Here is a 22,573-nt window from a genome sequence, read left to right as displayed (position 1 = left end):
TTTGACAAAGCCGGACAAACTGTATGAAATCATCCACAGGGACGCAATGAGGCAAAATACGTAACATACGATACAGCGCTCCCCGGGGACGGCAGAGTATGGAGAAAGCACGGCCCGCCAGCCTTGCATCGTCTGATACCGTGAGGGTGACGAACCCCGCCGGATCGAGCCCATTCGTGCTGACCTGCGATCACGCCTCGAACTACCTGCCGGCCGAATTCGGCACGCTCGGCCTTGCCGCCGAGGACCTGTCGCGCCACATCGCCTGGGATCCCGGCGCGCTGCCTGTTGCCCGCCGCATGGCGCAGGCGCTTGACGCGACTCTGGTCGAGACCCGCATTTCGCGCCTTGTCATCGACTGCAACCGGCCGCTCGACGCGCCCGACCTGGTGCCGCCGGTCAGTGAGACAACGGTCATACCGGGCAATGCCGGCCTGTCGGAAAACGAGCGGGCGGCACGTGTTGCCCTGTCATGGCAGCCTTTCCACGACACGATTGCCGGTATCATCGACAACAGGCTGTCACATGGTCAGGAAACGCGGCTGGTTTCGGTCCACTCCTTCACGCCGGTCTACAAATCCAAAAACCGGCCCTGGCATATCGGCATCATCCACGACGAGGATCGCCGGCTGGCGGCGCCGCTGATATCGGCGCTGAAGCGGCTTGCCGGCGTCACCGTCGGCGTCAACGAGCCGTATTCGCCTGCCGACCGCGTCTATTTCACGCTGGAACGGCATGCGCGATCACGCGGCCTGCCTTGCGCGATGATCGAAATCCGCAACGACGAAATCGCCGGCGAGACCGGGCAGCGGAAATGGGCGGATCTGCTCACGGGCATTTTTTCGGATCTGGAGCCAGAGGAGGCCGGATATTCCAGATCGCCTTCAGTCGGAAAGTCAGTTCAATCGGCCAATTAGAACCACAGGGGAATGAAAAATGGCAGGACCGGATTATACGGACGTTGACAAGAAGGAGGACCTGAAGGTTCTCCACGGCATGGGCTATGCCCAGGAACTGTCGCGAAGCATGAGCCGCTTCTCGAATTTCGCGATATCGTTCTCGATCATCTGCATCCTTTCGGGCGGCATCAACTCCTTCGCGCAAGCCACATCGTCGATCGGCGGCGCAGGTGCGGGCATCGGCTGGATCGTCGGTTGCTGCGTGTCGGGCTTCTTCGCCCTTGCCATGGCGCAGATCGCCTCGGCATTTCCGACCGCCGGCGGCCTCTATCACTGGTCGTCGATCCTCGGCAACCGCTTCACCGGCTGGCTGACGGCCTGGCTAAACCTGTTCGGTCTGATCACTGTGCTCGGCGCCATCAACATCGGCACCGCTTTCTTCTTCGTTGGAACATTCGGAAGCTGGTTCGGCATCACCGGCACGCCGGGCGAAATCGTCGGGTTTGTCGCCTTCATCACCGTGCTGCAGGCGCTGTTCAACCATTTCGGCATCAAACTGACGGCAATGCTCACCGATGCTTCGGGCTTTCTTATCCTGGGCGCAACAGCAGTGCTGATCGTGGCCTGCCTGGTGTTCGCACCGGCAATCGACATCAGCCGGCTGTGGACGTTCACAAACTATTCAGGCGATGCGGGCGGCGGTGTTTTTCCGCAAACCGACTCCATGAGCTACCTGTTCCTGCTCTGCCTGCTTCTGCCCGTCTATACCATCACCGGCTATGACGCCTCGGCCCACACCTCCGAGGAGACCGTCAAGGCAGCACACTCCGTTCCGCGGGCGATCGTTTCGTCGGTGCTGTGGTCGTCTCTGATCGGCTGGGTGATGCTGTGCGCAATCGTTCTCGCGATCCCGGACCTGGCTGCCGGCGCCAAGCAGGGCTGGAGCGTCTTCTTCTCGACGATGGACGCGATCCTGCCCGTGTGGCTCAAGGAGCTGCTCTATCTCGCCATCCTGATTTCGCAGTTCCTCTGCGGCCTGGCCACCGTGACCTCGGCTTCGCGCATGCTGTTTGCCTTCTCCCGCGACGGCGGCATGCCCGTTGGCTCCGCGGCTCTCGCCAAGGTCAACCCGACCTGGCGCACGCCGGTCAATGCGATCTGGACGGCCGCGATCCTCGAAATCCTGTATGTGTTCCTTGCCCAGTTTATTTCGATCGGCGGCACCAACATCTACACCATCGTCGTCAATTCGACGCTGGTGTTCCTGTTCCTGTCGTTCACCATCCCGATCGCACTCGGCATGGTCGCATTCGGCACGGCCAAGTGGCCTAATCCTGGCCCGTGGAACCTGGGCGCCGGACTGTTCAAGCTTTTCTGTGCGCTGTCGATTGTCGGCATGGTGATCATCTTCTACATCGCCATCCAGCCGCCGAACGACAAGGTGCTTTACATCACCATAGGCTTCATCTTGCTGACCGCCGTGCTTTGGTTCGGTTTCGAGAACCGCCGCTTCCAGGGTCCGCCGATCGGTGACCAGATCGCCAAACGCCAGGCCGCGATCAGGGCAGCCGAGGTGGCTATCGGCGAAGCTGGCGCCTGACATCGCCCAATATGGCCATGGCCGGCCTCGCGCCGGCCATGGCTACGTTTATCCCTTTCAATCGACAAGCGCTGGAGTGCCAAAGGAATGGCCGGAAATTTCTCGTTCGATCAGTTGAAGAAAGCGGTCTCCAGCGGCGAGATCGACACGGTGCTCGCCTGCATCGTCGACATGCAGGGACGGCTGGCGGGAAAACGCTTCCTGGCGCAGTACTTCGTCGATTCCGCGCATGACGAAACGCATGGCTGTAATTATCTGCTGGCCGCAGACATCGATATGGAGCCGGTGCCCGGCTACAAGGCGGCGAGCTGGTCGAAGGGCTATGGCGACTTCGTCATGAAGCCGGATCTCGCCACGCTGCGGCGCATTCCCTGGCTGGAAAAGACCGCACTCGTGATCTGCGACGTGCTCGACCACCACACCCATGATGACCTGCCACATTCGCCGCGCGCCATCTTGAAGAAGCAGGTCAAGCGGCTGACGGAGCGCGGCTATATAGGCTATTTTGCTTCCGAGCTTGAATTCTATCTGTTCAACGAGACATACGATTCCGCCCGCAAGAAGCACTGGCAAGGTCTCGATACCGCATCGCCCTATATCGGCGACTACCAGATCGGTATCACCACCAAGGAAGAAGGCGTCATGCGCCGGCTTCGCAACGAGATGGAAGCGGCCGGCATTCCGATCGAGAATTCCAAGGGCGAGTGGGGTCCGGGTCAGGAAGAGATCAATGTGCGCTACGCCGAGGCGCTCGACATGGCCGACCGTCACGTCATCCTCAAGAACGGCGCCAAGGAAATCGCGGAGTCCGAGGGCAAGGCGATTTCGTTCATGTCCAAATACAATTACGGGCTCGCCGGCAATTCCAGCCACATCCACAATTCGCTGTGGAGCGCCGACGGCAAGACTCCGCTGTTCTTCGACAAAACCGCCGACTGGACGCTGTCAACGCTTGGCCAGCAATGGGCCGCCGGCCAGCTCAAATACGCCAAGGAATTCACCTGGTTCCTGGCGCCCTACATCAACTCCTACAAGCGCTTCCAGGCCGGCACCTTCGCGCCGACCAAGATCATGTGGAGCGAGGACAACCGTACCGCCGGCTTCCGCCTGTGCGGCGAGGGCACCAAGGGCATCCGCATGGAATGCCGCATCGGCGGCGCCGATCTGAACCCGTATCTTGCGTTCGCAGCGCTGATCGCCGCCGGCCTTGCGGGCATCGACGAGAAGCTGGAATTGCAGAAGCCGTTCGTCGGCGATGCCTATCAGGCATCGCGCCTGCCGGAGATCCCGAAGACGCTGCGCGATGCCACCGAGACGCTGGCGAAGTCGAAGATGCTCAAGCAGGCGCTCGGCGAGGATGTGCTCGAACACTATGTCCACACCGCTAAGTGGGAGCAATTCGAATACGACCGCCGCATCACGGATTGGGAACTGCACAGAGGGTTCGAGCGGTACTAGGTATCGACGGTTCGTCGGCGCCCCTTCACTCTTACCCTCTCCCCGTGGGGGAGAGGGTGCCGGCAGGCAGATGAGGGGCAGCGCCGGGCCATACGATTTTGTTGTAGAATACGAGGACTTACAAAATGACCGAGACGGTCAAACTCATATCCCCCATCGACGGCTCGATCTATGCCGAGCGGCCCGTGGCAACGGACCAGGCAATCAATGCAGCGGTGGAACGCGCCAAGGCGGCGCAAGAGGTATGGGCTGAGACGCCAATCGTCGAGCGCGGCAAGTACATGCTCGCCATGCTGGAAGCGCTGGTCGCGATGTCAGACGAGATCGTGCCGGAGATTGCCTGGCAGATGGGGCGGCCCGTACGCTACGGCGGCGAGTTCGGCGGCGTCAGGGAACGCACCACCTATATGGTCGAGATCGCCGAGCAGGCGCTCAAGTCGGTGCCTGCCTCCAACCCGAAGGACGGCTTCCGCCGTTATGTGAAGAAGGACCCGCTCGGCGTCGTCATGGTGATCGCGCCGTGGAATTACCCCTATCTCACCGCCGTCAATACCATTGTGCCGGCGCTGATGGCAGGCAACACCGTGATCCTCAAACATGCGGCGCAGACACTGCTGGTCGGCGAACGCTTCCAGCAGGCTTTCGACAAGGTCGGCCTGCCCAAGGGTGTGTTCCAGAATGTCGTGCTCAATCACGCCCAGACCGAAAAACTGCTCGGCTCGGGCAAGATCGACCATGTCAATTTCACCGGCTCGGTCGGCGGCGGCCGCGCCATCGAAAAGGCGGCGGCCGGCACCTTCATGACGCTCGGCCTCGAGCTTGGCGGCAAGGATCCGGCCTATGTGCTGCCTGACGCCAAGATGGATCATGCCGTAGCCAACCTAGTCGACGGCGCTTTCTACAATTCCGGCCAGTGCTGCTGCGGCATCGAACGTGTCTATGTGCACGAGAAGGTCTATGATGAATTCGTCGAAGGCTTCATCGCCGAGACCAAGAACTATGTCGTCGGCAATCCGCTGGAACAGGCGACGACGATGGGGCCGATGGCCCAGGCGCGCTTCGCCGACCTGATCCGCGAACAGAAGGCCGAGGCACTGCGCAAGGGTGCCAAGGCGCACATCAACATGAAGGTGGCTAACGACAGGGCCGGCTCGCCCTATCTGGCGCCGGAAGTGCTGACCAATGTGGATCACCAGATGAGCGTCATGCGCGAGGAAAGCTTTGGCCCGATCGTCGGCATCATGAAGGTGCGCAACGACGAAGAGGCGATCGCGCTGATGAACGACAGCCCCTACGGACTGACCGCTTCGATCTGGACGCGCGATACCGAGCATGCCGTTGCGATCGGCAACCGCGTCGAGACCGGCACGGTGTTCATGAACCGCTGCGACTACCTCGATCCGGCCTTGGTGTGGACCGGCGTCAAGGACACCGGCAAGGGCGCGGGCTTGTCGGCCATCGGCTATGACAATCTCACCAGGCCGAAATCATTCCATCTGCGCGAAGCCATCTGATTTATTGAAAGACAAAAATGTCCAAGCTGATCTCCAAATGGAACTATCCCACCACCGTCCGCTTCGGCGCCGGCCGCATCAAGGAATTGCCGGAGGTGCTGGCGGCCACCGGCATCAAGCGGCCGTTGTTCGTCACCGATCCGGGCCTGGCGAAACTGCCGGTCGTCGCCTCGACGCTGAAGATACTCGACGAAGCCAAAGTTCCCTACGGCGTCTTCTCCGAGGTCAGGCCGAACCCGGTCGAATCCAACCTGACCGCCGGCATCGCCGTGTTCAAGAAGGGCAAGCATGACGGCGTCATCGCCTTCGGCGGCGGTTCGGCGCTCGATCTCGGCAAGCTGATCGCCTTCCAGGCCGGGCAGGTCAGGCCGGTGTGGGATTTCGAGGATGTCGACGACTGGTGGACGCGCGCCAATTCCGATGCGATAGCGCCGATCATCGCCGTGCCGACCACAGCCGGCACCGGATCGGAGGTCGGCCGCGCCGGCGTCATCACCAATGAGGCGACGCACACCAAGAAGGTCATCTTCCATCCGAAACTTCTACCGGCAATCGTCATCGCCGATCCGGAACTGTCGGTCGGCATGCCCGGCTTCATCACCGCCGGCACCGGCATGGATGCGCTCGCGCACTGTCTCGAAGCCTATTGCGCGCCGGGCTATCATCCGATGGCCGACGGCATTGCCGTCGAAGGTGTGCGCCTAGTCTTCGAGAACCTGCCGAAGGCCTATGCCAACGGCGGGGATCTCGTCGCCCGCGCCCATATGATGAGCGCCGCTGCCATGGGCGCCACCGCGTTCCAGAAGGGGCTCGGCGCCATCCATTCGCTGTCGCACCCGGTCGGCGCGCTCTACGACACCCATCACGGCATGACCAATGCGGTGTTCATGCCCTATGTGCTGGCCTTCAACCGTGATCCGATCGAGGAGCGTATCAGCCGGCTCGCCGCCTATTGCGGCATCAAGGGCGGCTTCGACGGCTTCGCCAAGGCCATCATCAAGCTTCGCAAGGAACTGAAGGTGCCGCATGCACTGCCCGGCCTGATCAAGGGGCTCGACATGGACAAGAAACGCAAGGCGCTGATCGCCGACATGGCGGTGGTCGATCCGACCGCCGGCGGCAACCCGGTCAAGCTGACCAAGAAGGCGGCGCTGACCTTGCTCGAAAACGCCATCGCCGGCACGGTCTGAGGCGTTTTCCGCGCCGCAAAGTGATCTGAAAAGGGGCTATGAAAACAAGGGGGAGGATGACGGGCAAGGCAAAAACTAGTTAGCCGGAAAAAGAATCGCGGAGCGATTGCTACATCAGGTTAAAAAGAGTTTACTTTTTCGCACTGCGAGCAGCCGCTTTCACAAAGCTTTCATCTGGCTGTCACATGAAAACGATACCGCATCGCAGGCGTCCAACGGCGTCAGTTCAACGGAGAGAACACATGTTCAAATTCACGGGGAAAGTGCTTTCCCTTTCGGCCGCGGCGCTTTTCGCGTCGACGGTGATTTCGTCCGCGGATTCGCTGGACGATCTCGTCAAGGCCGCCAAGGCGGAAGGCCAGCTCACCACCATCGCGCTGCCGCATGACTGGTGCGGCTACGGCGACGTCATTGCAGGCTTCAAGGCGAAGTATCCGGAAATCACCGTCAACGAACTCAATCCCGATGCTGGTTCCGGCGACGAGATCGAGGCGATCAAGGCCAACAAGGACAACAAGGGCCCGCAGGCGCCCGACGTCATCGACGTCGGCCTGTCCTTCGGCCCGACCGCCAAAGCTGATGGCCTGATCCAGCCCTACAAGGTGTCGACCTGGGACTCGATCCCCGACAGCGCCAAGGATGCCGAGGGCTTCTGGTACGGCGACTATTACGGCGTGCTGTCGTTCATGGTGAACAAGGATCTGGTCAAGGAATCACCGAGCGACTGGGCTGACCTCTTGAAGCCGGAATTCGCCAACGCGGTTGCTCTTGCCGGCGATCCGCGCGCCTCGAACCAAGCCATCCAGGCGGTCTACGCTGCAGGCCTTTCCGGTGGCGCTGCAGCCGGTGAAGCCGCCGGCACCGCTGGCCTCGACTTCTTCAAGAAGCTCAACGCCGCCGGCAATTTCGTTCCGGTCGTTGGCAAGCCGGCAACCCTCGCCCAGGGCCAGACCCCGATCCTGATCAACTGGGACTACAATGCGCTCGCCGGCCGCGACACGCTGAAGGGCAATCCGCCCGTCGACGTCGTCGTGCCGAAGACCGGTGTCGTCGCCGGCGTCTACGTGCAGGCGATCAGCGCCTACGCGCCGCATCCGAACGCAGCCAAGCTGTGGATGGAGTACCTCTACTCCGACGAAGGCCAGATCGGCTGGCTGAAGGGTTATTGCCACCCGATCCGCTTCAACGATCTCGCCAAGAATGGCAAGATCCCGGCGGACGTGCTGGCAAAGCTGCCTCCGGCGGAATCCTATGCCGCAGCAGTGTTTCCGACGCTCGACGAGCAGGGCAAGGCCAAGGAAGCGATCAGCAAGAACTGGGACGCCACTGTCGGCGCCAACGTCAAGTAAGGTTTGAAATCGTGCCGGGCGGCCGCATGGCCGCCCGGTATCCCTCCAGGACGGTAGCCGGCGCATGACCGATCTCTCGCTTTCCGATCAGGCAATTGCCGGGAAGACTGCGCCCCCAAGCGAGGCGCGCGCGATGCGATTGCCGACGCAGTGGCTCGGCGTTGCGCCGTTCTTCATCTTCGCCATCATGTTCCTGATCCTGCCTACGCTCTATCTGATGCTGGGCGCATTTCAGAACAATGATGGCGAGTTCACCCTCGAAAACATTGCCGCGCTGGCGCAGCCGTCTATCGTTGCCGCCTATTGGATCTCGATCAAGGTCAGCCTTGCCTCCGCGCTGATTGGCGCGTTTGCTGGTCTGGCAATTGCGATTGCCATCGTGCGCGGCGGCCTGCCGGACTGGATACGTTCCGCGACGCTGACCTTTTCCGGCGTGGCCTCCAATTTCGCCGGCGTGCCGCTGGCCTTTGCCTTCCTTGCCACGCTCGGCCGGCTTGGGCTTGCCACCGTGCTGCTTAACACGGTGTTCGGGTTGAACATCTATGCGCACGGCTTCAACATCCTGTCCTTCTGGGGCCTGACGCTGACCTATATCTATTTCCAGATTCCGCTGATGGTGGTCATCATCACGCCGGCGATCGATGGGCTGAAGAAGGAATGGGGCGAAGCGGCGGCGACGCTCGGCGCCACCCAGGCGCAGTACTGGCGCATGGTGGTCATTCCGGTGATCTGGCCGAGCTTCCTCGGCACGGTAATCCTTTTGTTCGCCAATGCCTTCGGCGCCATCGCCACCGCCTATGCGCTGACCGGCTCGTCGCTCAACATCGTGCCGATCCTGCTCTATGCGCAGATACGCGGCGATGTGCTGCACAACCCGCATCTGGGCTATGCGATTGCCTTCGGCATGATCGTCATCACCGGGCTTGCCAATGTCTTCTACATTTGGTTCCGGACCCGTTCCGAGAGGTGGCTCAAGTGAAGTCTGGACGTTTCTGGGCCTGGGTCGTCTTCATCCTCGGCGCGGCCTACTTCTTCATTCCGCTGATCGCGACGGTGGAATTTTCCATGCGCATGCGGCGCGGCGTCTATTCCTTCGACGCCTATCAGATCGTGCTGGGCGATCCGCGCTTTCAGGCGACCTTTGGCTATTCGGTGCTTGCAGCCCTCTTCACCATCATTCTCGGCGTGCTGATCGTGGTGCCCGCCGCTTATTGGATTCGGCTTCGGCTGCCGCAATTGCGGCCGATCGTCGAATTCATTACCCTGCTGCCGCTGGTCATTCCGGCCATCGTCATCGTCTTCGGCTACATCAGAATGTACGGGTCGAATTCGCCGCTGCCGTTCCTGGCGACCGATACAGGCACCAATGCCTTGCTGGTCATCGGCTATGCAACACTGGCGCTGCCGTACATGTATCGCGCCGTCGACACCGGGCTTCGCACCATCGACGTGCGTACCCTGACGGAGGCGGCACAGATCCTTGGTGCTGGTTGGGGGACGATCATCACCCGTGTCATCCTGCCCAACGTGCTGATCGCGGTGCTCTCGGGCGCCTTCCTCACCTTCGCCATCGTCATCGGCGAATTCACCATGGCCAGCCTGCTCAACCGGCCGGCCTTCGGCCCCTATCTGCAGAATATCGGCGCCAACCGCGCCTATGAGCCGGCGGCACTTGCCATCATCGCCTTCGCCATCACCTGGGGCTGCATGTCGCTGATACAGATCCTGTCCCGCTTCGCGCCGAGATCGGCGAACCGTCCGAACTGAAAGTCAAAGCCATGGCCGACCCATTCCTCTCCATCCAGCACGTTCGAAAATCCTTCGGCGCCACAACGGTGGTCGAGGACTTCAATCTTGACGTCGAGCGCGGCGAATTCGTCTCCTTCCTCGGCCCGTCCGGCTGCGGCAAGACCACCGTGCTGCGCATGGTGGCGGGCTTCGAGGAGCCGAGCGCCGGCACGATCGTCGTCGGCGGCAAGGACATTACGAGGTTGAAGCCCAACCAGCGCAATGTCGGCATGGTGTTCCAGGCCTATGCGCTGTTTCCCAACCTGACCGTGGCGCAGAACATCGGCTTCGGCCTGAAGGTCGCCGGCATGCCCAGGGCGGACATCGATGCCCGTGTCGCCGAGATGCTCGGCATCATCAAGCTGCCGCAGATGGCGGATCGCTATCCCTATCAGCTCTCGGGCGGCCAGCAGCAACGCATCGCGCTGGCCCGCGCCATCGCGCCGAAGCCGAAGCTCTTGCTGCTCGACGAGCCGCTGTCGGCGCTCGACGCCAAGGTGCGCGTGTCGCTGCGCGAGGAAATCCGCTCGATCCAGAAGAAGCTCGGCATCACCACCATCTTCGTCACGCATGACCAGGAAGAGGCGCTGTCGATCTCCGACCGCATCGCCGTCATGTATGGCGGCAAGGCCGAGCAGGTCGGCACGCCGTTCGAGATCTACAACCGCCCGGCGACCAAGTTCGTCGCCAATTTCGTCGGCACGCTGAACGTGCTCGAAGGCACCGTCACCGATGCCGCCGCAGGCACGGTGCGGGTCAATTCCGAACAGGTTTCGCTCAAGGGCAAGCTCAACGGCTCCAAGTCCGGCGACACGCTGTCGCTGGCGCTGCGTCCGGAAGCGATTTCGCTGGGCCGTCAGCCCGGCCGTGACTCCAGCCTTTCGGGAGAAATCTCCGAAGTGCATTTTCTCGGCTCGGTCATCCGGGTTCGCGTCGGCATCGGTGGCAACACGGTCTCGCTCGACACCTTCAACAGCCCGGCAACGCCGCCGCCCGCTGTCGGTGAAAAGGCCGAGATCTCGTTCTCGTCGAGCGACATGCTGGTGCTGCACTAAAAACGGCAACACCGGCTTGGATGGCCAAGCGAAGCGAAGCCAGTGTTCTATTCGGTGGGGCAACGTCCCCAAAGGATAGGTTGCGCGAAGCTGAAATCGATCTCCAGCAGGGTATTGGGTGTCATTATCAGCAATGCACTCGTCCCGTTGGCGTTCTTCAGAATTTCCTTGCCGTTTCCACTGCCGAGCACCTCCATTTGCTGTTCGATGTTCCATCGGTAGTTGTAGGATATCCCCGTTTTGAAGATGTACTCTCTGTGGATCGCGTGCTTCGAACGGGTACCCGGACCAATAATGTCGAATGAATAGTCCGTCAATTTTTTGAAGGACTCTCCAAATTTATCACAGTATTTCTTCATGTTGTCTTCGTTGGTCAGGTCGGAGTAACCAAGGTCGATCCACTTCCCTTCGATGAGAGACATCATTGTCTCGTTAGTCTTCTGCGCCCAAAGCCCCATGCCCGGATCCGGTCGCGTCGCTCCCAGAAGTTTGATCTTAGCCGCCGCCAATTCATCATATAACGCGGAAGCGCCAGCCGCCGGCGAGAGCAGTATCAATGTGAACAGCGTTGCGGACAATCTCAGCATGGGAGGTCCTCGATCAGCCAATTGTTGCGACATGACTTTGGCGATCAGTAATAAACGACCGTTGGTTTTCATAGGTCAAGGCTGATTGTTATGCTGGCCTGGCCTCAAGCTGGCGCGATGAAGGGCTTCGAAATCGCCTGGAAGACCGGCAGGGCTTCCATCCGTGTGGCGTGGGCTTCCAGAGCCGGAAAGCCCGTCAGCGAAACCAGCCCGGGATGGCCTCGTCGATGAAGCGGAGCGCCGCGGCAACCGCGATGTCGGCGTGACCGATGCGGCCGTCGAACCAGTATGGTGTCGGCCCCTCCTGACGATCGGCCTCCAGCACAGCCAGAACAGCTTCGATCTGTGTACGGCAGCGCCCGATCCAGAGGTTCGAGACTTTCTCGTGCAGTCGCAATTCGTAGAACAGGCTGATCGCCTTGTCGCCCAGCCCGGTCGCAAGGGCCGAGACCTTCAGCGCCTGATGGCGCGCCGGTTCGGTCGCCGGAAACACCCGTCGGTCGGCCGGAACCAGGCTGTCGAGGTAGTCGAGCATCAAATGGCTCTCGATCAGCACCTCGCCATTGTGTCGAGCCCCAGTATCGGCACATTGTAGGGCCGAATCTTGTCGGCATCGCCGAAGGCCGACCAGGAACGATGTTCGTAGGCAATGCCATACAAGGTCAGCGCGATTCCGACGCGGCGGACGAAAGGCGAGTCATACTGGCCGATGAGGATCATGCCATTCTTGTACGGCAAGAGGCTGTTTAAGGCGTACTGCCAGAGGGCTTGAGTTTGATGGCCAATCGACCCCATCCTGCAGGTATATCTGCGCCGGCAATCCCGTCTCACTGAAGTAACAGTCCATGGCTCTTTTCGAACTCACCCTTGTCCTGCTTTTGATCGCTGTCGCGCTGACGGCGCTGTCGCGGCGGCTTGAGATTCCTTATCCGTCCCTGCTGGCTTTGGCCGGGGTGGGCATCGCCTTTGTGCCTGGCATGCCGACCGTCGAGATCGATCCGGAACTGGCGCTAGCCCTGTTCATCGCGCCGGTGCTGCTCGATGCCGCCTATGACACCTCGCTGCGCGATCTCAACCGCTACAGGGTGCCGCTTGTGCTGCTGGCGCTTGGCGCCGTCCTTTTCACGACAGCGACGGTCGCACTTGCCGGCTGGGCGATGGCAGGCCTGCCGATCGCCGCGGCCATAGCGCTTGGCGCCATCGTGGCGCCGCCCGATGCGGTTGCGGCATCGGCCGTGCTTGGCCAGTTCAAGGTGCCGCACCGCATCACTGCCATTCTGCAAGGCGAGAGCCTGCTCAACGACGCCACCGCCTTGCTGATCTACCGCATGGCGATTTCGGCGGCAGCAGGTTCCATTCTGCTGAGCAGCGCCGTTCCGATGATCCTGCTGTCCACGCTCGGCAGCCTTGCCGCCGGCTACCTGCTTGGCCGGGTGTCTCTGATGACGCTGGGCCGGATCGAAGACCCGGCGAGCGGCACTGTGGTGCAATTTGCCGGCACATTCGGGGTCTGGATCCTGGCCGACAGGATCGGACTGTCGGCCATCATCACCATAGTCGTCTATGCCATGACGATCGCGCGCACCGCGCCGCGCCGCATGCCGGCCAGAAACCGCATCAGCTCTTATTCGGTCTGGGAAACGGCTGTCTTCGTGCTCAACGTGCTGGCTTTCGTGCTGATGGGCCTGCAGGCGCGTACGATCGTCGGCCGGCTTGCCGGGCAGGGGCAGACCGATGCGTTCGTCCTGGCTGGGACAGTGCTTGCCATCGTCATCGTCTCACGCCTCATCTGGGTGCTGGGGTGCGGCGCGATCATCAGGTGGTTTGGCCGTTTCGGCGTAGCTGATCGTCAGCGTGACGCTCCGTCGTTTCGTGGCGGCGTGCTGATCGGCTGGTGCGGGATGCGCGGTTTGGTGACGCTTGCGGCGGCATTCGCCCTGCCGGCTGAATTCCCGGCCCGCGACCCGATCGTGCTCGCTGCCTTCACGGTTGTGCTCGGCACGCTGGTGCTGCAAGGCATGAGCCTGAAGCCGCTGCTGCGCCTGCTGAACCTCGACCCTGACGAAACCGTCGACCGCGAGGTTGCGCAGGCACGCGTTGTGGTCATGCAGGCGGCGCTCGACATATTGAGCGGCAAGACATCGGACGCTGCGGCCGCGGTGCGCGAGCAATATGCCGCTCAACGCAAGATCGCCAAAAATCCCGACGATGCCCAGGCGGCGACCGAATATGACCGCTTGCGCCTTTATGCGATCAAGAGCCAGCGCGACGCGCTGGAGGAATTGCGCCGCAACGGGACGATTGGCGACGAAGCCTATCATCGCCTGGAGGAAGAGATCGACTGGACCGAACTGGCGGCGTCGCCACCCGGCCGGTTCCAGCCGCTGAATACATAAGGCATCGCACGCCGTTTTCCGGCGCACGGAAGATATCGAAGTGCTTCGGGATCGGTGCATGATCCCGGTGAAGGGCAAGGCTGGTCCAAGCCACGTCCATTCCCCTGCACATTGCAACCGTGGCATCGAACCGCTACTGCCAACACGAAATTGAGCCGGATAAGCAATGAAGCTGGTCAGCTACAACATCCAGTACGGGTTCGGCGGCGACGGCCGCTACGATCTTTCGCGCGCCGCGCGCATCGTTGCCGGCGCCGACATCATTGCCTTGCAGGAAGTCGAGCGGCACTGGCAGCGCAGCAATTTCGACGATCAGCCGGAACTGCTTTCGCGTCTGCTGCCCGAACATCACTGGGTCTACGGCCCGGCCTTCGACATGGATGCCAGCGAAAGGCGCGACGGCCGTCTGGTCAATCGGCGCCGCCAGTTTGGCACCATGCTGCTGTCGAAACTTCCGATCGTCTGGTCGCGGCTGCATGCGCTGCCGATGCGCCGCACGCAGCGGCCGCTCAACACCCGCAACGCCGCACTTGAATGCATGATCCGCACCCCGGCAGGGCCGGTGCGGGTGTTGTCGCTGCATCTCGCCCACATCGCGGCCGAGGAGCGGCTGGAGCAGATCGACTACCTCATGGCCGAGCATCGCCGGGCACCGTCCGATGGCGGACCGTGGAGCGGCGTCGACGACGAGCCCACGCGCAATTGGACCAGCGGCGAAGCGGAGCCGGAAAACCCGCTGGCGGCGATCTGGATGGGCGATTTCAACATGGAGCCGGGCAGCGCCGAATATCGCCGCATCGTCGGCAGCACGCCCTATCATCGCGGCGCGGCCTATCTCGACGGCTTTGTCGATGCCGCCGCTGTTGCTAGCGAGCAGGCTCCAGATTTCCACACCCATGTGAAGACCATCGACGGCAAGCTGGCAAAACGCCGGCTCGACCATTGCTTCGTCGGCGGTATGTTGGCCGGGCGCGTGCGCTCGATCAGTGCCGACATCGGCGAGGTTGCCTCGGATCATTTCCCTTTGCGGGCCGACATCGACCTGGAAACGCCCGGCATCGCCACATGACGCTTTTCGTCTTCTTCGCAGTGCTTGCCGCCGCCGCCATGCACGCGATCTGGAACGCGCTGGTCAAGGTCCATCTCGACCGCTTCCTGTCGATCACGCTGATGACGCTCGGCATGGGCGCTGCGGCACTCGTGGTGCTGCCCTTCGTCGAAGTGCCGAAGGCGGAAGTGTGGCCCTACATCATCGCCTCGGTCATTTTCCACATGGGCTACCGGACCTTCCTGATCGGCGCCTACAAGGCCGGCGATTTCGCCCAGACCTATCCGCTGGCGCGCGGCACCGCACCTCTGCTCTCAGCCTTCGGCGGCATGTTCGTCGTTGCCGAGATTCCCGGCCCGTTCGCCATGCTCGGCATCTTCCTGTTGTCGGCCGGCACGCTGGTGATGTCGTTTCGTGGCGGCGCACATCTGGAAAAGCTCAATCTGCGCGCGGTCGGCTTCGCGCTGGGCACTTCCATCTTCATTGCCAGTTACACGCTGTCAGACGGCAGCGGCGCGCGGCTGGCGGCAACCGCGCAGAGCTATGCCGCCTGGCTGTTCATCTGCGATGCTTTTGGCGCGTTGGTGCTGTGCCTCATCTTCCGCGGGCCGAAGGCACTGCCGGTGCTGGCGCGCGACTGGAAGGCAGGGCTGTTCACCGGCGTGCTCAGCGGCGCCGCCTACTGGATCGTCATGTGGGCGATGACCAAAGCACCGATCGCTTCGGTGGCCTCGCTGCGCGAAACCTCGATCCTGTTTGCCATGATGATCTCGGTCTTCGCTCTCGGCGAAAAAATGACCGGCTGGCGCGGTGCCGCCGCGCTCAGCATCGTTGCCGGCGTCGTCGCGCTGAGGCTTGGTTAGGCGCCGCTCAGGTCAGGACGGTCATCACCTGGCCACGTCGTTCCGGGCTGAAGCGGATGACGACGATGATGCAGACGGCGACCACGCCTGCGAACAGTGCCAGGGCATAGCCATAGCTGCCTCCGGCGCTTTCAGCGATTCCTGCTTGATAGGGGCCGCCATAGGACGCGGCGAGATTGCCCGCCTGATAAATAAAGCCGGGCAAGGTCGCCCGCACCGCTCCGGGCGAAAGCTCGTTGAGGTGCACGGGGATGACGCCCCAGGCACCCTGGACCGCGACCTGCATGACGAAGGCGCCGATGGCAAGCATGAACGGCGTGGTCGAGTAGGCCCATAGCGGGATGGACGGCAAGGCGATCAGGCATGCCAGCGTGATGGCGTTGACGCGGCCGATCTTCTCCGACAGCGCGCCGAAGGCCAGGCCGCCGACGATGGCGCCGATATTGGCGACGATGGTGATCCAGCTCACCGTATGCGGATCGAAGCCGTGCTGCTTCTTCAGGAAGGTAGGGTAGAGGTCCTGCGTGCCATGACTGAAGAAATTGAAGAACATCATCAGGACGACGGCATAGAGCGCGACGCCCCAGTGCTTCTGCAGCGTTTCCCACATGCCCGGTCTTGCGGTCTTTTGCGCTTCGACGAAGGCCGGCGATTCCGGCACATGCGAGCGGATGAAGAGCACGATCAGCGCCGGCACGAAGCTGAGCAGGAACATGGCGCGCCAGCCGATCGTGTAGCCGCCGATCGTCTGCTGATAAAGCAGGCCATAGACCACCGCCGCCAGCAGATAGCCGGCCGGATAGCCGCATTGCAGGATGCCGGAGACCATGCCGCGTGCGCTCGGCGGAATGGATTCCATGGCCAGCGAACTGCCCAGCCCCCATTCGCCGCCCATGGCGATGCCGAACAAAGCACGCAGGGCGAGGAATATGCCGAGATTGGGCGAGAAGGCGGCCAGCGCGCCGATCACCGAATAGCTGACGATGTTGAGCATGAGGATCGGCTTGCGCCCGTATTTGTCGGCAAGCATGCCGAAGAAGAACGCGCCGATGAAGCGTGTGGCCAAGGTCAGGAACAGCGCCTTGGAGACCGCGGGCACGTCGGCGTGGAATTCGGTCGCGATATCGGTGAGCAGGAATGTCAGAAGGAAGAAATCGAAAGCATCGAGCGTCCAGCCCAGGAATGAGGCGAGGACGGTCTTCTTCTGCTGCGAATTAAGGGGCAAATCTTCCTCCATCATCATCGATGGGGGAATTATCGGCCAGTTCAGGGAAGACCGGTGGTCACGTTTTCGCGCGGCTCATTTGATCGAACGCCCGCTGGAATGGCGGAAGGTGCGATGAGGAGCGAGCGGTGCCATCTGTCGATGAACTCGATCGTGGTTTGAGGATGAGGTCTAGATTTCGAGATCAAACACCATCAGTCCGTCCGTGCCGCCTTCCAGGGCAGCGACCAGGCGCGCGCCGGCGCGCTGGTGCGCTTCATGCACAAGATAGGCATCGCGCGCGGCGGCATCGCGGAAATCGATGGTGAAGCCGTGGGTGAAGCGGCGTGCGAACGGCTCCGGGCTGACATTGGCGCTGAATTTTACGGCGTCCATGCCGTCGATCACCTGTCGAAGCGCATCGAGATCGGCATGGATCGCCATGCGCTCGGCGGCGGCAACATCGTTGCGGAATCTAGCGAAAACACAGTGCCTGATCATATCTTACCCCTCAGTGGCTAAGCAGCCCGGTTTCCGGAAAACACCGCCGGCGGCAGCGGCTCGCGGCCAAGGACCAGGTCGGCGCCCTTTTCACCGACCATAATGGTCGGCGCATTGGTGTTGGATGAAGGCACGCGCGGCATCACCGAGGCGTCGCAGACGCGCAGGCCCTCGATGCCGCGCAGCCGCAGATCCGGCGTCACGACAGCCATATCATCATGGCCCATGCGGCAGGTGCCGACCGGATGGTGGTCGGTCTTGGAACTGCGGCAGGCATAGTCGAACAGCTCGTCGTCGCTGGCGAGCGACGGGCTAGGCAGCACTTCGCGCAGCACGTAAGGGGCAAGCGCCTTCTGCCGCATGATCTCGCGGGCCAGCCGCAGCCCCTTGATCGACATGGCGCGGTCATAGGGATCGGACCAGTAGTTCGGATCAATCAGCGGGTGGTCGGCCGGGTCGGCGCTCTTCAGCCGCACCGTGCCGCGCGAGCGCGGCCGCAGGAAAGCCGAGTTCAAAGTGACGCCGGGGTTTTTCAGCTTCTCGACGCCGGCTTCGATGCCGGAGCCCAAGCCGAGATGAAACTGGATGTCGGGCGAGGCGGCTGTCGGGTCGGCGTACCAGAAGCCGCCGGTCTCGAACAGGCTGGAGGCCACCGGCCCCTTCTTCAGCAGCAGATATTGCAGGCCGGCCCAGGCCGTGCGGTGCAGCTTGGCGTAGTTGTCATAGGTGTGATCGCCGGTGCATTCGGCGATGACGAACAGATCGAGATGGTCCTGCATGTTGGAGCCGACGCCGGGCAGGTCGTGCACCGGCGTGACGCCGACCGACTTCAGATGGTCCGCGGGGCCGATGCCCGACTGCATCAGGAGTTTCGGCGAGCCGATGGCGCCGGACGAGACGATCACCTCGCGTTCGGCGTGCAGGATTTTCTTCTCGCCGCCTGGCCTGTCGACCAATTCGACGCCGATGGCGCGGCCCTTCTCGACGACGATGCGCGTCACCAGCACATCGGTTCGGACGGTCAGGTTCTTGCGGGCGCGGATCGGCTTCAAATAGGCGACTGAAGCGGACGAGCGCCGGGCATCCTTCTGGGTCAGCTGGTAGTAGCCGACGCCTTCCTGGGCAGCGCCGTTGAAGTCCGAGTTGAAGGGGATGCCCATCTCCTGGCCGGCACGGAAATAGGCTTCGCAGATCGGCAACGGCGCAATCGGGTTCGAGACGCCGAGCGGCCCCTGGTCGCCGTGAAAATCGTTGGCGTAGCGCTGGTTGTTCTCAGCGCGTTTGAAATAGGGCAGCACATCGCGATAGCCCCAGCCGGTGAGACCATCTTCCTTCTCCCAGGCGTCGTAGTCCCGGGCGTTGCCGCGCGTGTAGATCTGGGCGTTGATGGACGAGCCGCCGCCGACCACCTTGGCCTGCGTGTACCAGAAGACGCGGTCCTTCATGTTTCTCTGCGGCACGGTCGACCAGCCCCAGGAGGCGATCCCCTTCGTCATCTTGGCGAAGCCCGCCGGCATGTGGATATAGGGATGCCAGTCCTTGCCGCCAGCTTCGAGCAGCAAGACCGAGTTGCCCGGATCCTCGCTCAGCCGGTTGGCCAGAACGCAGCCGGCCGGCCCGGCGCCCACGATGATGTAGTCGGTCATGAAACCATCCATTTACAGTCGCGCCACGGAGAGCGCACCGTCGACATTGATGATCGAGCCGGTCGAAAAGCCGAGCTTGCCACCGGCGAGTGTTGCCACCACCGCGCCGATGTCTGATGCTTCGCCCCAGCGCTTTGCCGGCACCAGACCGCCGTCGATGAGTGCGTCATATTTGGCGGTCACGCCTGATGTCATATCGGTGCGGATGATGCCTGGCCGGACCTCGAACACGCCGATATTTTCGGGCGCAAGCCTAAGCGCCAGGTTCTTCACCCACATTGAAAGGCCGGCTTTCGAGATGCAATAGTCCGGCCGCTCCGGCGATGCCATTTCAGCGCTGACCGAGGTGATGGTGATGATCGACCTCTGGTGATCGCCTGGCGCAGCCAGCATCGCCTTGGCCACGGCTTGGCTGAGGAACACGGTGCCGCGCAGATTGATGCCGAGCGTGCGGTCGAAATTCTCCGGCTTGAGGTCCAAGAGGTCACCGCGCACCACGGCGCCGACGCCGGCATTGTTGACCAGGCAGTCGATGCGGCCGAAGGCGCGCATCGCGGCATCGACAAGTACGGTGTGGCTGGCGAGATCGGCGATGTCGGACTGGACGTAGGCGAATTTTGCGCGGCGCTTGGTGATGTCGGTGGCAAGTCTGTCAGCGGCCGTTTCGGCAAGGTCGGCGACCAGAATATCGTAGCCGCCATCCGCCAGCGCCTGGGCGCAGGCAAGGCCAATGCCGCGCGCGCCGCCGGTGACGATGGCGGAGGGGCGGGTCATTGGAAGCTAGCCTTGCGGATGTGATCGGCAACGCGCAATGCCTGGGCGGCGATCGACAGCGCCGGGTTCACGGCGGCCGAATTGGGCAAGAAGCTTCCGTCGACGACGAAGAGGTTCCGGTGGTCGAAGGAGCGGCAGTAAGGGTCGAGCGCCGCCGTCGCCGGATCGTCGCCCATCTTTATCGTGCCGCATTGGTGCGACGGCGTGCGCTTGTCGAAGGGGCGCGACAGAACGATGGGATAACCGCAGGCGCGGAAATTTTCGCGCATCACCTTGGTCAGCCCGTCGAGCGACTGCATGTTGGAGCGCCGCCACTGCATGACGATGTCCTTGCCGTCGACCATGATGCGGCTTTCGGGATCGGGCAGGTCCTCGCACATCAGGTACCAGTCGACGGCGTGGCCGGCCATGAAGTCGAGCGCGAATCCGGGCGTGTATTTGACATTGGCCCGCAGCATGTTGCCGTCGATCTTTCCCAGAAGCTGGACATTGCCGAGCGGCTTGCCGCCCTTGCCGTCGGACAGGTAATAGTCGTTCAGCATCAAGGTCTTCTGATAGACGGCATCGTTGCGGCGGCGGGGGTCGATCGCCAGCATGGCGCTTGAATTGTGGTTCATGAAATTGCGGCCGACCTGGTCGGAGCGGTTGGCTAGGCCTTTGCCATCCGATGTGGGCGAGCGCAGCAGGATGACGGCGGAATTGACCGCGCCGGCCGACAGGATGACCAGCTTCGGTGATACTTTCTTCAGCTCGCCGTTCTGCTGGTAGTGAATGGCTGATATCGTCGTGCCGTCTGGCGAGGCTTCGAGATATTCGACGTAAGCGCCGGTCTCGAGCTTGATGTTCTGATCGGTCAGCGCAGCCGTCAGCGGACCCGTCTGCGCGTCGACCTTGCCCTGGCCGGTGTTGGGAAAAGCATCCCAGCCGGTCTTGCCCTCTTTCAGCCAGGTGTCGATGTCGACGCCGAGCGGCAGCGAGGCCGGATGCAGGCCGAGGTTTTTCAGCTCGGCGCGGGCGCGGGCGATCGGTGCCTCGTCGGGCACCGGCTTGTAGGCGTAGGGGATCGAATGGAACGGCTCGGTCGGATCCTCGCCCAGTGCACCGCGCACGCGAAACAGCTGCTCGGCTTTCGAATACCAGGGCTCGAATTCGTCATAGGTGAACGGCCAGGCCGGAGAGACGCCGCCGAAATGCTCCATGGCCGCAAAGTCCTCCTTGCGGTAGCGGATCAGCACCGCGCCATAGAACTTCGAATTGCCGCCGACATAGTAATAATTGCCGGGGTTGAAGGCGGCGCCGCCGGCCTCACGCCACATCTCCTTCGGCCTATAATGGCCGTCGACGAAGATCGAGCGCGTGTCGCGCGCGTGCGGCGTCGCCGACAACGGCTCGCCGCGCTCCAGCATCAGGATCGAGGCGCCGCTGCCGGCAAGGCCGGAAGCGATCGTGGCGCCGCCGATGCCGGAGCCGATGATGACGATGTCCGGATTTGTCATGGCCTAAATCGCGTCCCGACGCGCTTTAGTTTTTTGTTTTGATGCATGTCGTTGCCCCAAAACCGGATCCACTTTTGGGCGACATACATTAGCGAATACGGGTCTCGGTCGCCGGATCGAAGAACACCGCCTTGGTCAAGTTGAAGGCAAGCGGCGTGTTGGTGCCCGGCTGGATGTTGGCGTCGGCGCGCAGCCGCGCCACCACGCCCTTGCCGCCGAGATTGGTGACGGCGAAAGTGTCCGAGCCGGCCGGTTCGACGACCTCGATGTGACAGTCGGCGGTGGCGATGTGCGAGGCGTTGCGCTCGGCACCTTCCGGATCGGTCAGGGCTTCGGGACGGACACCGAAGATGATCGGCTTGCCCTGGAATGCCGACAGGCCGGCCGGTGCATTGGCCATCGGCAGCGAGATCGGCTCTCGTGCTTCGCGCTGCAGCACGACGGACAGCGCGTTGCCTGACGTGCCGATCGTCGCCGGGATCAGGTTCATCGCCGGCGAGCCCATGAAATCGGCGACGAAGAGATTGCTCGGGTTGTTGTAAATTTCGGCCGGCGTACCGAACTGCTGCACCTCGCCATCGCGCATGACCGCGATCTTGGTGGCCAGCGTCATCGCCTCGATCTGGTCGTGTGTGACGTAGACGATGGTGGTGCCGGTGGTGGCATGCAGGCGCTTGATTTCGATGCGCATGTCGACACGCAGCTTGGCGTCGAGGTTGGACAAGGGCTCGTCGAACAGGAACAGTTTTGGGTCGCGCACCAGCGCCCGGCCCATGGCGACGCGCTGGCGCTGGCCGCCCGAAAGCTGGCTCGGCTTGCGCTGCAAGAGGTGGCCGATCTGCAGCACCTTGGCCACCTTGTCGATCGCCTTCTGGCGCTCCGCCGCCGGCACGCCGCGCATCTCCATGCCGAAGGAGATGTTTCCGGCCACCGTCATGTTGGGGTAGAGCGCGTAGCTCTGGAACACCATGGCGATGTCGCGCTTGGAAGGGTGCAGATCGTTGATGGTGCGGCCGTCGACACGGATTTCGCCCGAGGTGATTGTCTCCAGGCCGGCGATGGTGTTGAGCAAGGTCGACTTGCCGCAGCCGGAAGGGCCGACCAGCACCAGGAAGCCGCCTTTCTCGAGCTCGACATCGATCCCCTTCAGGATCTCGACCTGGCCGAAGCGCTTCCTCAAACCATCAATTTCCAGAAAAGCCATC

The 22,573-nt window shown here is 62.3% G+C and carries 19 protein-coding genes and 1 pseudogene; 12 read left to right on the top strand and 8 right to left on the bottom strand.

All coding sequences use genetic code 11. The features are described from left to right. Window positions 1–98: 98 nt before the first annotated feature. The 9 genes from AC0L3E_RS06750 (at window position 99) to AC0L3E_RS06710 (ending at window position 10,853) form a co-directional block, all read left to right on the top strand. Window positions 99–917, top strand: a complete 819-nt coding sequence (locus AC0L3E_RS06750; RefSeq protein ID WP_128307197.1) for an N-formylglutamate amidohydrolase — start codon at window positions 99–101, stop codon at window positions 915–917. 19 nt (window positions 918–936) lie between these two features. Further along, a complete protein-coding gene (locus AC0L3E_RS06745) occupies window positions 937–2,499 on the top strand; it encodes an amino acid permease (protein WP_128307196.1) in 1,563 nt (520 codons plus the stop codon). Between the two features lie 87 nt (window positions 2,500–2,586). Then, window positions 2,587–3,957: a glutamine synthetase family protein gene (locus tag AC0L3E_RS06740; protein ID WP_473604493.1), complete on the top strand. Its 1,371-nt coding sequence runs from the start codon at window positions 2,587–2,589 to the stop codon at window positions 3,955–3,957. Window positions 3,958–4,082: 125 nt separating this feature from the next. Further along, entirely contained in the window at window positions 4,083–5,471 is a 1,389-nt protein-coding gene (locus AC0L3E_RS06735; protein WP_473604491.1) for an aldehyde dehydrogenase family protein, read from the top strand. Between the two features lie 17 nt (window positions 5,472–5,488). Beyond that, on the top strand, window positions 5,489–6,661 hold the full coding sequence (locus AC0L3E_RS06730; RefSeq protein ID WP_473604490.1) for an iron-containing alcohol dehydrogenase: 1,173 nt from the start codon (window positions 5,489–5,491) through the stop codon (window positions 6,659–6,661). A gap of 242 nt (window positions 6,662–6,903) precedes the next feature. Then, the gene (locus AC0L3E_RS06725; RefSeq protein WP_352581063.1) at window positions 6,904–8,010 is read left to right on the top strand and encodes an ABC transporter substrate-binding protein; all 1,107 of its coding nucleotides are present in this window, start codon (window positions 6,904–6,906) and stop codon (window positions 8,008–8,010) included. Between the two features lie 64 nt (window positions 8,011–8,074). Then, window positions 8,075–8,989, top strand: a complete 915-nt coding sequence (locus AC0L3E_RS06720) for an ABC transporter permease (protein ID WP_292336314.1) — start codon at window positions 8,075–8,077, stop codon at window positions 8,987–8,989. Further along, the gene (locus tag AC0L3E_RS06715) at window positions 8,986–9,777 is read left to right on the top strand and encodes an ABC transporter permease (protein WP_352581064.1); all 792 of its coding nucleotides are present in this window, start codon (window positions 8,986–8,988) and stop codon (window positions 9,775–9,777) included. Before AC0L3E_RS06720 ends, AC0L3E_RS06715 begins: the two co-directional genes overlap by 4 nt. 11 nt (window positions 9,778–9,788) lie before the next feature. Then, the gene (locus tag AC0L3E_RS06710; RefSeq protein ID WP_023810097.1) at window positions 9,789–10,853 is read left to right on the top strand and encodes an ABC transporter ATP-binding protein; all 1,065 of its coding nucleotides are present in this window, start codon (window positions 9,789–9,791) and stop codon (window positions 10,851–10,853) included. A 47-nt stretch (window positions 10,854–10,900) separates the two neighbouring features. Here AC0L3E_RS06710 and AC0L3E_RS06705 read toward each other — a convergent pair whose 3' ends face one another. Both AC0L3E_RS06705 and AC0L3E_RS06700 read right to left on the bottom strand, forming a co-directional pair. Further along, entirely contained in the window at window positions 10,901–11,512 is a 612-nt protein-coding gene (locus tag AC0L3E_RS06705) for a hypothetical protein (RefSeq protein ID WP_473604488.1), read from the bottom strand. Window positions 11,513–11,544: 32 nt separating this feature from the next. After that, window positions 11,545–12,160 (bottom strand): annotated as a pseudogene (locus AC0L3E_RS06700) (glutathione S-transferase family protein). 125 nt (window positions 12,161–12,285) lie between these two features. Between AC0L3E_RS06700 and AC0L3E_RS06695 the strand changes: the two are divergent. The 3 genes from AC0L3E_RS06695 to AC0L3E_RS06685 all read left to right on the top strand — a co-directional run bounded on the left by AC0L3E_RS06695 (window position 12,286) and on the right by AC0L3E_RS06685 (window position 15,747). Continuing rightward, on the top strand, window positions 12,286–13,836 hold the full coding sequence (locus AC0L3E_RS06695) for a cation:proton antiporter (protein ID WP_473604487.1): 1,551 nt from the start codon (window positions 12,286–12,288) through the stop codon (window positions 13,834–13,836). A gap of 166 nt (window positions 13,837–14,002) precedes the next feature. Beyond that, a complete protein-coding gene (locus tag AC0L3E_RS06690) occupies window positions 14,003–14,905 on the top strand; it encodes an endonuclease/exonuclease/phosphatase family protein (protein WP_473604486.1) in 903 nt (300 codons plus the stop codon). Beyond that, window positions 14,902–15,747 (top strand): EamA family transporter, encoded by an 846-nt coding sequence (locus AC0L3E_RS06685; RefSeq protein ID WP_013529691.1) that lies wholly within the window; start codon window positions 14,902–14,904, stop codon window positions 15,745–15,747. Before AC0L3E_RS06690 ends, AC0L3E_RS06685 begins: the two co-directional genes overlap by 4 nt. Before the next feature lie 7 nt (window positions 15,748–15,754). On the opposite strand, the gene AC0L3E_RS06680 is transcribed toward AC0L3E_RS06685, so the two are convergent. The 6 genes from AC0L3E_RS06680 to AC0L3E_RS06655 form a co-directional block, all read right to left on the bottom strand. Further along, window positions 15,755–16,990, bottom strand: a complete 1,236-nt coding sequence (locus AC0L3E_RS06680) for an MFS transporter (RefSeq protein ID WP_081738768.1) — start codon at window positions 16,988–16,990, stop codon at window positions 15,755–15,757. A 153-nt stretch (window positions 16,991–17,143) separates the two neighbouring features. Continuing rightward, window positions 17,144–17,452 carry a Dabb family protein gene (locus AC0L3E_RS06675; RefSeq protein ID WP_473604485.1) on the bottom strand — a complete coding sequence of 103 codons (309 nt, stop codon included), beginning with the start codon at window positions 17,450–17,452 and terminating at the stop codon, window positions 17,144–17,146. Between the two features lie 17 nt (window positions 17,453–17,469). Then, window positions 17,470–19,098, bottom strand: a complete 1,629-nt coding sequence (locus AC0L3E_RS06670; RefSeq protein WP_473604484.1) for a GMC family oxidoreductase — start codon at window positions 19,096–19,098, stop codon at window positions 17,470–17,472. Window positions 19,099–19,110: 12 nt separating this feature from the next. After that, window positions 19,111–19,872, bottom strand: a complete 762-nt coding sequence (locus AC0L3E_RS06665; RefSeq protein ID WP_473604483.1) for a 3-ketoacyl-ACP reductase — start codon at window positions 19,870–19,872, stop codon at window positions 19,111–19,113. Continuing rightward, window positions 19,869–21,368 carry a GMC oxidoreductase gene (locus tag AC0L3E_RS06660; protein ID WP_473604482.1) on the bottom strand — a complete coding sequence of 500 codons (1,500 nt, stop codon included), beginning with the start codon at window positions 21,366–21,368 and terminating at the stop codon, window positions 19,869–19,871. Before AC0L3E_RS06660 ends, AC0L3E_RS06665 begins: the two co-directional genes overlap by 4 nt. 88 nt (window positions 21,369–21,456) lie before the next feature. Then, a complete protein-coding gene (locus AC0L3E_RS06655) occupies window positions 21,457–22,572 on the bottom strand; it encodes an ABC transporter ATP-binding protein (RefSeq protein WP_023810089.1) in 1,116 nt (371 codons plus the stop codon). Window position 22,573 lies beyond the last annotated feature (1 nt).

The sequence above is a fragment of the Mesorhizobium sp. WSM4822 genome (genome assembly GCF_055811155.1).
The sequence above is the reverse complement of the archived record's forward strand: the minus strand, read 5'-3'. Positions and strand labels throughout refer to the sequence as shown.

Coding starts and splice junctions, on each gene's coding strand:
- AC0L3E_RS06675 (WP_473604485.1), bottom strand. CDS start 17,452: ATGATCAGGCACTGTGTTTTCGCTAGATTCCGCAACGATGTTGCCGCC.
- AC0L3E_RS06745 (WP_128307196.1), top strand. CDS start 937: ATGGCAGGACCGGATTATACGGACGTTGACAAGAAGGAGGACCTGAAG.
- AC0L3E_RS06705 (WP_473604488.1), bottom strand. CDS start 11,512: ATGAAAACCAACGGTCGTTTATTACTGATCGCCAAAGTCATGTCGCAA.
- AC0L3E_RS06690 (WP_473604486.1), top strand. CDS start 14,003: ATGAAGCTGGTCAGCTACAACATCCAGTACGGGTTCGGCGGCGACGGC.
- AC0L3E_RS06685 (WP_013529691.1), top strand. CDS start 14,902: ATGACGCTTTTCGTCTTCTTCGCAGTGCTTGCCGCCGCCGCCATGCAC.
- AC0L3E_RS06710 (WP_023810097.1), top strand. CDS start 9,789: ATGGCCGACCCATTCCTCTCCATCCAGCACGTTCGAAAATCCTTCGGC.
- AC0L3E_RS06725 (WP_352581063.1), top strand. CDS start 6,904: ATGTTCAAATTCACGGGGAAAGTGCTTTCCCTTTCGGCCGCGGCGCTT.
- AC0L3E_RS06730 (WP_473604490.1), top strand. CDS start 5,489: ATGTCCAAGCTGATCTCCAAATGGAACTATCCCACCACCGTCCGCTTC.
- AC0L3E_RS06695 (WP_473604487.1), top strand. CDS start 12,286: ATGGCTCTTTTCGAACTCACCCTTGTCCTGCTTTTGATCGCTGTCGCG.
- AC0L3E_RS06720 (WP_292336314.1), top strand. CDS start 8,075: ATGACCGATCTCTCGCTTTCCGATCAGGCAATTGCCGGGAAGACTGCG.
- AC0L3E_RS06680 (WP_081738768.1), bottom strand. CDS start 16,990: ATGATGATGGAGGAAGATTTGCCCCTTAATTCGCAGCAGAAGAAGACC.
- AC0L3E_RS06735 (WP_473604491.1), top strand. CDS start 4,083: ATGACCGAGACGGTCAAACTCATATCCCCCATCGACGGCTCGATCTAT.
- AC0L3E_RS06750 (WP_128307197.1), top strand. CDS start 99: ATGGAGAAAGCACGGCCCGCCAGCCTTGCATCGTCTGATACCGTGAGG.
- AC0L3E_RS06665 (WP_473604483.1), bottom strand. CDS start 19,872: ATGACCCGCCCCTCCGCCATCGTCACCGGCGGCGCGCGCGGCATTGGC.
- AC0L3E_RS06740 (WP_473604493.1), top strand. CDS start 2,587: ATGGCCGGAAATTTCTCGTTCGATCAGTTGAAGAAAGCGGTCTCCAGC.
- AC0L3E_RS06660 (WP_473604482.1), bottom strand. CDS start 21,368: ATGACAAATCCGGACATCGTCATCATCGGCTCCGGCATCGGCGGCGCC.
- AC0L3E_RS06655 (WP_023810089.1), bottom strand. CDS start 22,572: ATGGCTTTTCTGGAAATTGATGGTTTGAGGAAGCGCTTCGGCCAGGTC.
- AC0L3E_RS06670 (WP_473604484.1), bottom strand. CDS start 19,098: ATGACCGACTACATCATCGTGGGCGCCGGGCCGGCCGGCTGCGTTCTG.